We start from the raw sequence: 13,495 nt of genomic DNA, 5'->3' as shown, positions 1-13,495 counted from the left end.
CTTATATCTCCTGCTTCAAGTGTGTGAAGATTTTATTCTAGGGGAACGCATTATACGCGATCTTCCATAAAATGCTGCCAGATTTTATTCACAATTTGTCGATATTCAGAGAAGTTTTGAGCTTCCTCCCCGGTAACCGCAACACTTTGGTTGTTTAAAATCTTCCGGTGCCCTTCAATCCGGAAAACTTTATACGCCTCAATCAATTGATTCACCTCTTCAACAGACATCAGTTTTAAAGCTTCCAGGGTTTCCAGAATACGAATATTATCACTCCAGATTCGCATTTCCGGGTAATCTTTAGACCACAGCAGTACTGCATACTGTGCCATAAACTCGATGTCCACCATACCGCCGGCATCGTGCTTTAAGTGAAACACATCGTCTTGATCTCCGGCCGGGTTCGACGCCAGGCTTGCCATCATCTTTTTACGCATATCCACCACAGACGACAACAGCGACTCCTGTTTCACTGAAGCCAAAATATCCTCTCGCACCTGATTGAACTGGCCTTCCAACTGCCTGGAACCCGCCACCACTCGGGCACGCACCAAGGCCTGATGCTCCCAGGTCCAGGCATTTTTATACTGATAATCCTCAAACGCTTTCAAACTAGAAACCAACATCCCTGAGTTTCCTTCTGGTCTCAGCCGCATATCAATTTCATAAAGATCGCCCAAAGGGGTCACCGTTGTCATGATATGAACCACTCGCTGAACCAGGCGCGTATAAAACACTTGGTTATCCACTTGCTTGAGACCGTTTGTGTATTTTTTAGTGTTTGAATTATGAATGAATACAATATCCAGATCAGAGCCATAGCTCAGCTCAATGCCACCCAGCTTGCCATAACCAACAACAATCAACTCCGGTGAACTGACCGGGCCATCATCATTGCAGGGGTAACCATAGCGCTCAACCATTTGATGCCACGCCATATCGACCACATTTTCGAGAATCACTTCCGCAATATAGGTCAGGTAATCACTGGCTTTCATCAAAGGCAAGGCCCCTGTCACCTCAGCTGCCGCCACCCTCAGCACATGCGCATTTTTAAAGTACCTTAATGACTCCATCAGCGCTTCCAGATCGTCTTCCGGTATTCTCAACATATGCTGACGTAACTCATCGTTCAGCTCGGCTTTGTCCGGAGGTGAATACAAAGAGCTGACATTAATTAATTCATCCAGAATGACAGGCGTTTTCGCCAACTGCTGAGAAATCCACGGACTCGCCTGACACAACCTGATCAGTTGAGCGAATGCCGTTTTATTCTCCATCAACAGAACCAGATAAGCGGTTCTTCGAATGACAGACTCCACCAGCACCAATACCCTGGCCAAAGTCTCCGTCGAACCATCCGTACTTTCCAACTGATACAACAGCTGTGGTATGAATTGATTCAAACGTTCCTGACCTTCACGCTGAAGTGTGCGGACTCGTTTACTTCCTTTTAAATCTTTAATCAACTTCCAGGCGTCTGCTGGGCGATCAAACCCTACCGCATCGAAAATGCTTACGGCCTCCTCATCGGACATGTCGTCTAACCACACTGAACGCCAACCGTCACATGACGCATCTTCTTCAGCGGTGACATCCTCATCTACTGGTCGGATCAAATCTACGAATTCAGCTTCGACACTGGCCCTTAAGGCATTCAACTTCGCAATATAGGAATCCCAGCCGTCACACCCCAGGGATAATGCCAAACGGGTTCGGGATAATTCATCCTCTGGCAACAACTGAGTTTGTTTATCTTGTAATGCCTGAATAGCATGCTCCGTATCCCTCAGGAACTGATAAGCAGTCAATAAATTTTGATGCGCTGACGACGATAAAATACCGCCCTCTTCCAACAGTTGCAGCACAGCCAGCAACGACCGGTTCTGCAAACGCACGTCCATACCGCCATGAATCAACTGGAAAACTTGAGCTATAAACTCGATTTCACGAATTCCCCCCCGGCCGAGCTTAATATTGTGTTCCATGCCCTTGCGACGCACTTCCCGGTTAATCATTTCCTTCAAACCCCGAAGCGCTTCAATCACACTGAAATCAATGTATTTCCGATACACAAACGGTTTTAACAAACTGATCAGCTCTGCACCACGAGCCTGATCTCCCGCCATTACCCGGGCTTTAATCATGGCGTATCGTTCCCACTCCCTGCCCTGACTCTGATAATAATCTTCAATCGCATTAAAGCTCATCACCAATGGTCCACTTTCACCGTATGGCCGCAAGCGCATATCGACCCGAAACACGAAGCCATCCGCCGTCTGATTATCCAGCGACTGAATCAGCTTTTGACCCAGTTTGGTAAAGAATTCCTGATTGCTAATTTCACGCTTACCGTTTTGGGTCCATCCCGATTGCGGAAATACGAAAATCAAATCGATATCTGAAGACAGATTAAGTTCATCCGCCCCCAACTTCCCCATCCCCAACACAATCATCGACTGAGGAACCAGCTCACCGTTCGGGTTTTTCGCATGAGGCTCTCCCCAAACCGGCTTCAATCGTTCACTGTGCCAGCGCATAACATGCGTCACCGAAGCGTCCGCAAAACGGCTCAAATCTCTGGTGGTTTCCATTAAAGGGGCCAACCGGTTCAGATCACGCCAGATCACTCGTAACATCATCTTTTGACGACACTCTCGTATCGTCTTATTCAGCACACTTTCATCATCTATATCCGCTAACGCAGTTTGTAACAACCGGTCGTAATGATCACTGGAAATTGACGCGGACAACTCGCCGGCTTCCACCAGTTCAACCAAAAATTTCGGGTAGCGACACAACACATCAGCCACATAATCGCTGCCTACCAACACTTTAATCAACTGCGACTCATTCCCGGAAAGCACGGAAAACACATCCAAAGAGGACATATTCCAGGCATCAACCAAACGTTCCCACTGTTGTAGAATATGAGTTTGCAACGCAGCAGAAGGCAGAGCTGCTACTGATGAATGAATTTGTTTTTCAACCGCAGACAAAGACATGTAAACAACCACTCCAGCAATAAAACCAAAAAATCAGATAAATAATATCAGTATAGAAATCAATTCACGTTACTTTCGGGACGACATCAATAAACCCACAGAAACATCTAAGTTATTACTGAGGCGACAACTCTGCAATGACCTCGTCTGCCCACTCAAGCCAACTTTGTTCACCACGAATTCCCCGCTTTAAGGTTAAATAGGGCAACCGGTATTGTGGTTTCAGTTCGTCGTCCAAATTAAAATACAAAGACTCAATCGCTAGCAGTTTCTCCAACCCTTTTTGGTGAATGTCCCGATGCCGACGAACTTCTTTGAGAATAACGTCATCACCTACATAGCGTCCACCATAGATCATAACCAACAAAGCATCGTTCGTTTTGCTTGGTTTTATTTCTGAAGATAACCAGGTTTTTAACCCCGCCATCCCCTGCGCTGTGACTTTATAAATTTTCTTGTCTGGCTTGCCTTCTTGTTGTTCTTCCTCAAAATCAATCAGGCCGTCTTCTGTCAGTTTTTTCAACTGTGTATAAATCTGCTGATGACTGGCCTTCCAAAAATAACCCACACCGCTTTTAAATTTTTGTGACAACTCATAACCACTGGAAGGCTGCTCTGCCAATAAAACCAGTAACGAATGCTGTAAAGACATAAAAACCTCTCCCGGTTATAACGCAACACTATATGCAATTTATTGCATATTATTAAAAACACGATTAGATTACGAATAAAACAATAAAAACAAACGACTCAAAAAGGAATCCAAATCATGGTCAGAACAGGAAAACGTTACCGATCAGGTCGTGCTGATGAGCATTACGATGCAATTATCATTGGTTCCGGCATTGGTGGATTAACCACCGCAGCATTGCTCTCTAAGTTTGGCAAAAAAGTGTGTGTCCTAGAGCAGCATTATACGGCTGGCGGCTACACTCACAGCTACGTCCGTAACGGTTACGAATGGGATGTGGGTGTTCACTACGTAGGCGAAGTTCACAAGCCCTGGTCCGTACTTCGATTGGTGTTTGATACCATCACCAACAGCAAGCTCGAATGGGCAAAAATGGACGACCTATACGATAAGATTATTTTCGATGATCAGGAATATCACTTTAAAGCAGGCAAAGACGCTTTCCGGGAAGAGCTGGTTTCACACTTTCCACACGAAGCTGAAGGCATTGATCAGTACATCAAAATGATTTACGAGGTCAGCCGCCAAGTGCCAAAATTTTTTGCCGGACAAGCCATGCCTAGAATGGCAGGACAGCTCTACAATAAAGCCAGACACCTGCTCATGCCCGACTATTTCTTCAAAAACACACGGGAAGTACTGGAGTCTCTGGTGTCTGACCAAAAGTTAATCGGGGTACTGTGCGGTCAGTGGGGCGATTACGGCCTCCCCCCCAAAGAAGCCAGCTTCATGATGCACGCAATGATCGCCAAGCACTACATGGCGGGAGGCTGCTACCCCGTTGGAGGCTCATGGGAAATCGCCAATAAGATTATCCCTGTCATTCGCGAATCCGGTGGCGAAGTTTTTACCTATGCCGGCGTGGAAGAGATCCTGATCCAAGGAAACAAAGCCAAAGGCGTCAGACTCACCAACGGTGACAGAATATACGGCGATAAAATCGTCAGTAATGTTGGAATTTTTCCCACAATCAAGCACTTACTACCCGAAAGCTCTGTAAAAAAATACAACCTGTCAAAAGTAGAAAGCACCCTTACCACCTCTTCATGCCATCTGGGCATTTATGCTGGCTTTAAAGGCAACACCAAAGATTTAAAGCTAAATACCACCAACCTTTGGATTTACCCGGGTTATGACCACGACCAGAACATGAAGGTCTATAAAGAAAAACCGGAAGGCAACTTACCTCTGATCTACATTTCTTTTCCCTCAGCCAAAGACCCAACCTGGGAAGAACGCTACCCGAATAAATCAACGGTTGAAATCGTTACCATAGGCCAATGGGACAAGTTTTCAGCATGGGAAAATAAACAATGGAATAAACGAGGTGACGATTACGAAGCACTTAAAGAAGAGATTGCCCAAGAAATGCTGGAAGTGCTCTTTAAACAACACCCGCAACTCCGAAATGCGCTCGATTACTACGAACTGTCCACTCCGATTTCAACAAAGTGGTTCCAATGGAACATGGCCGGAGAGATTTACGGCATTGATCATACAGTCCAACGATTTCAACAAGATTGGTTACACCCGGAAACCCCCATCAAAAACCTGTACCTTACAGGCTCAGACATCGTTACTGCAGGCGTAGGAGGGGCACTTATGGGCGGAGTGATGTGCACATCCAACATGCTGGGATTACAAGGCTATAAGGTCATGAAACTCATCAAAGAAACCGCGCTCAAGAAAAAGAAAGCAGCCTAGCATAATCCAGAAGCACTGATTATCTAAGCACTTACTGCCTGAGCACTTACTACCTGGCCCCCCCATCAGGTTGTAAGTGCGATCGCACTTCTGTGTGCGCCCTCACTCATATTGATCAATAACCAACCAAACTGTCGCCTTTAAACAAAAATATAAACGACCCAACGCCTAGAATAAAAACTTACATAAAATTACAATGGGAATTAAGTTCACCCCAAACCTAAAAAGGCGCACAAATGACCCATCCAACATTAAAAAACAAGCTATTCGCCTTAGGTTTGTCCGTTTGCACCTGTTCAATGGCATTTGCGGTCGAACCCTTGAACGACGAAGAAATGAGCGATCTTGTGGTTAAAGACCCATACGGTTCAACGGCTGCCGGCGGACACATAGACACAACACTGGCAGGCAGAACCAGCAGTGCAGAAAGTGTCGATGAGGCCAATCAGATGTTGGCCAATGACCCCAACCTGAAACTCACACTCGGGCCATCAGACAATTCACTTGCTAACATTGGCCAGCCAACCGTAAGGCATACCAGTAAAGACTACTTGGACGGAATCCAAATTCAATCCGTCGGCACAGTGCGTAACGTCTACATCGATCAGGTGTTTGATAATACCGGAGCCAACCGAGGCTCAAGATCCATCGAAAATATCAACGTTGATACTTCTGCGTCCATTTATAATTTCCGTTAGTACTTTTTTCTTTTCCCTCCTTCATCTAATTATATTATTACCAACAACAAAAAAGGCTCCCGAGGGAGCCTTTTCTTTTTCTCTCAGAAGTATTACTTCTGTGTGAACTCTGGGTATGCATCCATACCACATTCAGCCAAGTCCGCACCTTCGTATTCTTCTTCTTCGCTGATACGAATACCAACAACCGCTTTCAAAATACCCCAAACAACCAAGCTCGTTACGAATACCCAGCCAAAGATTGTTGCAGCACCGATCAACTGACCAGAGAAGCTTGAGCCATCATTCGTAATAGGAACCAACAGCAGACCAAGTAGACCTACCACACCGTGAACAGAAATCGCACCTACAGGATCATCAATCTTAAGCTTATCAAGCGTAATGATAGAAAGAACAACCAACACACCACCTAGCGCACCAAAGATTGTTGCTTGCAATGCAGTTGGTGTTGAAGGCTCAGCAGTAATTGCAACCAAACCAGCCAACGCACCGTTCAATGCCATTGTAAGATCCGCTTTCTTAAACATAACACGAGCCAAGATAAGCGCACCTACCACACCACCAGCTGCTGCTGCGTTCGTATTCAGGAACACCATAGCGACTGAGTTTGCGTTCGCAATGTCGCCCAGTTTAAGAACTGAACCACCGTTGAAGCCGAACCAGCCCATCCAAAGGATGAAAGTACCCAAAGTTGCTAGCGGAAGGTTAGCACCAGGGATCGCGTTTACTTCACCATTAGGGCCGTATTTACCTTTACGAGCACCTAGTAGAAGTACACCTGCCAATGCTGCAGAAGCACCCGCCATGTGAACGATACCAGAGCCGGCAAAGTCAGAGAAACCAAGATCACCAAGAGTATAAAGACCAAATACAGAGCCACCGCCCCAAGTCCAGTTACCTTCCATTGGGTAAATGAAGCCAGTCAGAACAACAGCAAACGCCAGGAAAGCCCAAAGCTTCATACGCTCTGCAACTGCACCCGATACGATTGACATAGCTGTAGCTACGAATACCACCTGGAAGAAGAAGTCTGAAGCGCCAGAATAAATGGAGCCACCTTCAAAACCGTCTTCACGAGAAGCGAAATCACCCAATACCGCCGCTGTATCTACATTAGCAATACCTGAAAGGAAAATTTCACCGCCGTACATGATTGAATAACCACATACCAAATACATAATGCAAGAAATCGCAAACAAAGCGATGTTCTTCGTTAAAATTTCAGTCGTGTTTTTAGCGCGTACCAGACCCGCCTCTAACATGGCGAAACCCGCCGCCATCCACATTACCAGTGCACCACACACTAGGAAATAAAATGTATCAATTGCGTACTGCAATTGATAAACGTTATTTGCTACCTGTTCCATCTTCAGCCCTCCGAATGAGCTTGTTCTATCTTATAAGTTTGTAATTAAGTTAGTCAGTTAAACAGTCAGCGCTTATACAGCGTCTTCGCCTGTTTCACCGGTACGAATACGCACAGCTTGCTCTAGGCTAGTAACGAAAATCTTACCGTCACCAATTTTTCCTGTATTAGCAGCCTTGCTAATTGCTTCAATCACTTGATCAGTCAAACTTTCAGAGATAGCCGCTTCGATTTTTACTTTTGGTAAGAAATCAACAACGTACTCAGCACCACGGTATAATTCTGTGTGACCTTTCTGACGTCCAAAACCTTTTACTTCTGTTACGGTAATACCTTGAACACCGATCTCAGACAGTGCTTCACGCACATCATCCAACTTGAACGGCTTAATAATTGCGGTTACCAATTTCATGGTTTTCTCCCTTAAAGAGTTATTAGCCTAAAAACTTCGAATCAGTCTTTCCATCATCGACTAAATCCTGCATACCCCAACGAGAGCAGGGAATGTGCCTATTTTTAAAAACTGTTATTTTTCATTGAGTTACAAACTTAAAAATACAACAAGCTTAAATCATTCGGATTAACCTAAGCTTCCCGCCATTGATTACGCTCCATTTGAGTGCACCACCAAAAGCAAGCACCCCACTATAGCGCATAATAGATAAATACATCCACATTCAAGCGCTTAGATGGCCCAATAAGACGAACTAAGATAAGATGTGATCCATCATAATTTTTGGAGGCAATCATGTTACCGAACGAATTATTCAACACCCTTGCAGCTCAGCTAACTCAAGCCATTCCGGGGGCTAGCGGGGCTGCAAAAATGGCTCAAGAAGAAATTCACAACAATATTAAGGTGATACTCTCTTCTGCATTGAATAAGCTGGAATTAGTAACACGCGAAGAATTTGATGCACAAACTGAAGTTTTGCACCGTTCTCGTGAAATGATTGAAGCTCTGGAAAAAAGGGTGTCCGATCTGGAGCAAAAAGACGCCTAGACGCTCCTTTCACTCAGCATCAAAATAGTGCACCAAGAGTTAACGCTCATACTTGCGCACTATTTTGGCTATTTCAAGTCGCCGATACATCCCGGAAAGCTCAGCCTGAAGACGACGAATGGTTTGAGGAGACAAAGACTGGTGACACGCCATGGCACCAATACTGGTAAAAAACACAAACTTCTTAGAAAACTGCTTATTGATCATTTTTGAGGTCGATGGCTCGCTGAACTCATCCGTGGCCCATACATCCGCCCGACCCAGTGACACCATGTTTGCAGCCACCTCGTCTTTAATCGCTTCTATGGTCTTAATACCAAATCCATCCAAATATTCTTTTAGCCCACTTCCTAAATAGGAAGCGACTTTATAGTTACTTAAGTCTTCCAGCGTTCGAATACTTACGTCATTTTCCAGAGGAGTATAAAACGCAAAGCGATTAATCATGATAGGGCTTACCCACTGAAAATCAGCTTCCCTTTCCTGATTCCTTTGTAATGGGAACAGGCACGTATTCGGTGTTTTTTTCACATACCCATACGCTCTTTTTAACGGCATAATGCGCCACTTTTTAGTAATTTCTGCTTTCTCAAATAACAAGTCGGCGATCTCTATACTGACCCCTTTGTAACTGTCATCCTTTTTATCCACCCAGCTATAAGGTCTGAACTCATGGGTCACCAGGAGAATTTCTTCGGCCATAAGATGATTCGCTGCCATCCCCCCAAACAGCCCTATCATCCAAAAGAAATGACGCAATGATTTCATTTGCCGACTCCTATCCATTGAGAAAGCGATTGCTCATAGCTGTATGTTTTACCTTTGGGTTTTTCATTGGCAAGTTTTGACTTGGGGGCACCGGGTTGCGACAGCCAGTACTCCCGACCTTTCTTTTGGCTCAGCTTAGGAGCACAGTCTGCGCGCTGAAACGACATATTCGCCATGTCATATTCCATAGCATGAGCCATGTCTGTCATCGCTTGCTGAGGCGTTACTTTTCCGTCAATCGCGTTCGCGATGTTGCTCCACCAATGCCTTGAGAGCTGAGGGTAATGCGGCACATTTACTCCGGTTGGCGTCCATAAGGTTCTGGCCGGGCTCCGGTAGAACTCCACAAAGCCGCCCAATTTAGGCGCCATTTTCGTCATCAGGTCGGACTCAATATCCGATTCACGTATTGGCGTCAGCCCGACCACCGTTTTTCGTAAAGAGACGGTTTTGGAAACCACAAATTGCGCATATAACCAAGCAGCATTTCTTCGATCCACCGGCGTATTCTTAAGAAACGTCCACGACCCCGCATCCTGATAACCGAGTTTCATGCCTTCCTGCCAATAAGCGCCTTTCGGAGAAGGCGCCATTCGCCACTTAGTGGTGCCGTCTTCATTGATCAGGCCCAATTCAGGTTTGGATAACGCCGCCGTAAAAGCGGTATACCAGAATACTTGCTGGGCAATATTTCCCTGACCGGGCACGGAACCTGCCTCTGTGAAATTCATTGATTTAGCACCAGGCGGAGCAAATTTTTCCAACCAGTCTATGTATTGTTTCACCGCATACACCGCCGCCGGGCCGTCCAAAGCACCGCCACGCTCAACTGAAGCCGCAACCGGTCGGCAGCCTTCCATTCGAATACCCCACTCATCCACGGGTAATCCGTTAGGAACGCCTTTATCCCCCGTCCCCGCCATGGATAACCAGGCATCTGAAAAACGCCACCCCAAGGAAGGGTCTCTCAACCCGTAATCCATATGGCCATAGACACGCTCACCATCAATCACCTTGACATGATCAGTAAAAAACTCCGCAATATCTTCGTAAGCAGACCAATTTGCAGGCACGTTCAGCTCATAGCCATAAATTGCCCTGAACTGACGCTTCAGATCCGAACGGGAAAACCAATCGTGACGATACCAATATAAATTCGCAAACTGCTGATCAGGTAATTGATACACCACACCATCCGGCCCGGTGGTGAAGCTCAGACCAATAAAATCTTCAAGGTCCAGCGTAGGTAAAGTAATGGTCGCATCAGCCATCAACTCAGAAACCGTAAATACAGCGCCTTGCCGATAGTGAGTCCCGATTAAATCACTGTCATTAATGTAGCCATCGTAAAGGTTAAAATCCGTATCAATTTGAGTTGAGATCTTTTTAATCACATCGTCTTCACCCGTCAATTCGTGATAAACCCGAATGCCGGTGATGTCCTCAAACGCTTTTGCCAAGGTATTTGCTTCGTACCAGTGGGTATCTATTCTTTCCGAAACGACTCGTATTTTCATGCCTTGATAGGGCATCGCAGCCTTTGCCAGCCAGCGCATTTCTTCCGTTTGCTGAGCACGGGTCAGCGTTGACTGCGCAAACTCTTTATCCAACCAGTACTGAATCAGTTTTTCACGCTCTGCAGGTAAGGAAGCGGACGAGTCAGCAGCCGACGCGCCCGACAAGCCCAACAATACCAAGGTAGACAGCATGAAATAAACCATACTCATAGTCCGCTTTATAAACAGCAACTGCTTCAGCATTTCAAACATCCATTAATCCCATGTCTACCCACGTATTTAGTTCATACCTATTGAGTGTAGGAAAGATATTTCATATCTACTAATAACAATTCACCAGTTAAGATCCGTTTCTGTCAAATAGCCTCAACCGAAGTTATGAAATTAGCCCTGCTTATGATTTATCAATAGAAACAACAGCATATATTCGATGACAAACGAACGCTACACAACAAAAAGAGTCGTAAATGTCCCTAGCCGTTATCCACACCCGCGCAGCCATTGGCCTGAATGCCCCGTTAGTTACCGTAGAAACTCATATCTCCGGAGGTTTACCCTCGCTGTCCATCGTTGGTATGCCTGAAACAGCAGTAAAAGAAAGCAGAGACAGGGTAAGAAGCGCCATCATCAACAGTGAATTTGAATTCCCGCTGGGTCGCATTACCATTCATCTTGGCCCGGCCGATTTGCCTAAAGAAGGTGGCCGTTTCGATCTCGCCATTGCGGTCAGCATTTTAGCGGCATCCCATCAAATCAAGGCAGAAGGTCTGGATCAATACGAAATCATTGGCGAGCTTTCCTTGTCTGGTGATGTTCGCCCGGTCAGAGGCGTACTGCCTTCGGTCATCGCGACCGACAAACAAAACAAAATCGCCGTCGTTCCCAAAGAAAATGCCAACGAAGCCTGTCTGCCAAAAACCAACCGAGTGATCGCAATCAAACAATTAAGCGAGCTTTGCGCTCACCTGAATCAACTGTCGCAGCTAAACTTTCATGAGTTTGAAGAACAACCCGCTTCGCTTGACATTGAAGTATCATCCTTATGCTTGTCCGATATTAAAGGGCAACCTCAAGCAAAGCGGGCGCTGGAAATCGCAGCAGCGGCAGGCCATAATTTATTAATGAGCGGCCCTCCCGGCACGGGCAAAACCATGCTCGCCAGCCGACTGACCAGTATTTTGCCGGACGTCGGCGCCAATGAGTCGCTGGAAATTGCTAAAGTGCAATCCATATGCAGCCCAATGAACATCCAACACTGGAGCAAACGCCCTTTTCGGGCGCCTCATCACAGCGCTTCAGCAGCAGCCTTGGTCGGTGGTGGTTCGAACCCCAAACCCGGCGAAATCACCCAGGCGCATTTAGGCGTTTTGTTTTTGGACGAACTTCCGGAGTTCGACCGCAAAGTATTGGAAGTGCTCAGGGAGCCACTTGAAAGCGGCGAAATCACCATTTCCCGTGCCCGCCATCAAATCACCTACCCGGCCCAATTCCAACTCATCGCAGCCATGAATCCGACCCCCTGCGGGAAAATATGCGGCCCCAACGATATTTGCTACTGCACCCGCGCCAAAATTGATAAATATCGCAGTAAACTTTCCGGCCCTTTACTGGATCGCATCGACCTGCAAATTGAAGTGAACCCGATTCCCAAAGCCCTGTTAGTGTCCGGGCAAAGTCAAAATGAAGAGACCAGCCAAACCGTCAAGCAACGAACCTCTCAGGCCAGAGCAAGACAGCTGTCCCGGGCCAATAAACCCAATAACGCGTTAACGAGTAAAGAAATCGAACGGGATTGCAAAATCAGCGCCTCCGACTTTGAACTCATGAGCCAGGCGATTGACCAACTAGGGTTGTCGGCCAGGGCATACCACCGGATCTTAAAAGTTGCCAGAACCATTGCTGATTTGGAAGATCAAGCTCACATCAGCACTCAGCATTTAACAGAAGCGTTAAGTTACAGAAAGCTGGATTTCAAAAGTTAGACCCCATCAAAAATGAATATGAAGCCGAACCCCGGAACTGTCTAACCCTTGGTTTCGGTCAGTACAAAAACCACCATGAGATAAGTGATCGGTCACCAAAGACAATGCATACTGCTCAGAAAACCGCCAGCCAATATCAATGGCTTCCCGAAACACCACCCGACACCCCATCCCACGATGATCCCCCTTCGGTTCGAGTTCGCCATCGTGCACTGCCAACCCCAAAAAGGGGATCACAAACAAACCTGTTCGGTGTTCATCCAAATAAAACGACCAACTTAAACCGGAGTAAACAAAACTGGTATAACCAAGGTTATTGATCGCCACACCCAATGTCGGCTTCCCTCCTAGCCGCCAAGCCAATTCACCCCAAACCAACTCGGCATTAACATCCGTCCCATGTTCTTTTTTACTGGCGATTAACCCCAAATTATGGGCAAGCATGCCAAGCCTGACCTCCTGAGGAAGGTAGTCTTCGTCAGCCTCCGCACCCGGAGCCAGCAGTGACAACACCACAACAGCGATGATCAATCCAGTGTTAAGTGCAGTTTTTATCGTCAGCCGGAACAAATTCATAAAACCTCAACCGGATCAAGAACCACCACGTTCCCATTGTTAAAGAACAAAGCTTGTCTTCAGGCGCACCTCAAGAACAATATTACTTTTAAGTATGGTCGGATTTTATCACCAGGCAAGCTATCAACTCCGTATTTCCACGATTCACCTTTCTCAAAATATATGCTCTCTTCCGGATGATATTT

11 protein-coding genes are annotated in these 13,495 nt (G+C 46.2%); 4 read left to right on the top strand and 7 right to left on the bottom strand.

Annotated elements, in window-relative coordinates; genetic code table 11:
* Positions 1-50: 50 nt before the first annotated feature.
* Positions 51-3,005 carry a bifunctional [glutamate--ammonia ligase]-adenylyl-L-tyrosine phosphorylase/[glutamate--ammonia-ligase] adenylyltransferase gene (gene glnE / locus ABD744_RS11740; protein ID WP_344798692.1) on the bottom strand — a complete coding sequence of 985 codons (2,955 nt, stop codon included), beginning with the start codon at positions 3,003-3,005 and terminating at the stop codon, positions 51-53.
* A gap of 115 nt (positions 3,006-3,120) precedes the next feature.
* Positions 3,121-3,657: a PadR family transcriptional regulator gene (locus ABD744_RS11735; RefSeq protein ID WP_344798691.1), complete on the bottom strand. Its 537-nt coding sequence runs from the start codon at positions 3,655-3,657 to the stop codon at positions 3,121-3,123.
* 117 nt (positions 3,658-3,774) lie between these two features.
* On the opposite strand from ABD744_RS11735, the gene ABD744_RS11730 reads away from it, so the two are divergent.
* Together ABD744_RS11730 and ABD744_RS11725 are read left to right on the top strand one after the other, a co-directional pair.
* A complete protein-coding gene (locus ABD744_RS11730; protein WP_344798690.1) occupies positions 3,775-5,400 on the top strand; it encodes a phytoene desaturase family protein in 1,626 nt (541 codons plus the stop codon).
* Between the two features lie 236 nt (positions 5,401-5,636).
* Positions 5,637-6,098: a hypothetical protein gene (locus tag ABD744_RS11725; RefSeq protein ID WP_344798689.1), complete on the top strand. Its 462-nt coding sequence runs from the start codon at positions 5,637-5,639 to the stop codon at positions 6,096-6,098.
* 92 nt (positions 6,099-6,190) lie between these two features.
* On the opposite strand, the gene ABD744_RS11720 is transcribed toward ABD744_RS11725, so the two are convergent.
* Both ABD744_RS11720 and glnK read right to left on the bottom strand, forming a co-directional pair.
* Entirely contained in the window at positions 6,191-7,465 is a 1,275-nt protein-coding gene (locus ABD744_RS11720; RefSeq protein WP_344798688.1) for an ammonium transporter, read from the bottom strand.
* Positions 7,466-7,537: 72 nt separating this feature from the next.
* A complete protein-coding gene (gene glnK / locus ABD744_RS11715; RefSeq protein ID WP_344798687.1) occupies positions 7,538-7,876 on the bottom strand; it encodes a P-II family nitrogen regulator in 339 nt (112 codons plus the stop codon).
* 336 nt (positions 7,877-8,212) lie between these two features.
* Between glnK and ABD744_RS11710 the strand changes: the two genes are divergently transcribed.
* Complete coding sequence (locus ABD744_RS11710; protein WP_344798686.1) at positions 8,213-8,467, top strand: accessory factor UbiK family protein; 255 nt, start codon at positions 8,213-8,215, stop codon at positions 8,465-8,467.
* Between the two features lie 39 nt (positions 8,468-8,506).
* Here ABD744_RS11710 and ABD744_RS11705 read toward each other — a convergent pair whose 3' ends face one another.
* Positions 8,507-9,235 carry a substrate-binding periplasmic protein gene (locus ABD744_RS11705; RefSeq protein WP_344798685.1) on the bottom strand — a complete coding sequence of 243 codons (729 nt, stop codon included), beginning with the start codon at positions 9,233-9,235 and terminating at the stop codon, positions 8,507-8,509.
* Positions 9,232-10,995 carry an ABC transporter substrate-binding protein gene (locus ABD744_RS11700; RefSeq protein WP_425562186.1) on the bottom strand — a complete coding sequence of 588 codons (1,764 nt, stop codon included), beginning with the start codon at positions 10,993-10,995 and terminating at the stop codon, positions 9,232-9,234. The genes ABD744_RS11705 and ABD744_RS11700 overlap by 4 nt, the downstream gene beginning before the upstream one ends.
* 224 nt (positions 10,996-11,219) lie before the next feature.
* Between ABD744_RS11700 and ABD744_RS11695 the strand changes: the two genes are divergently transcribed.
* On the top strand, positions 11,220-12,734 hold the full coding sequence (locus ABD744_RS11695) for a YifB family Mg chelatase-like AAA ATPase (protein WP_344798683.1): 1,515 nt from the start codon (positions 11,220-11,222) through the stop codon (positions 12,732-12,734).
* Between the two features lie 6 nt (positions 12,735-12,740).
* On the opposite strand, the gene ABD744_RS11690 is transcribed toward ABD744_RS11695, so the two are convergent.
* The gene (locus ABD744_RS11690; RefSeq protein ID WP_344798682.1) at positions 12,741-13,310 is read right to left on the bottom strand and encodes an acyloxyacyl hydrolase; all 570 of its coding nucleotides are present in this window, start codon (positions 13,308-13,310) and stop codon (positions 12,741-12,743) included.
* Positions 13,311-13,495 lie beyond the last annotated feature (185 nt).

The organism is Litoribacillus peritrichatus, from assembly GCF_039537985.1.
GTDB lineage: Bacteria > Pseudomonadota > Gammaproteobacteria > Pseudomonadales > Litoribrevibacteraceae > Litoribacillus > Litoribacillus peritrichatus.
This window is presented reverse-complemented; position numbering and strand designations above follow the sequence as displayed.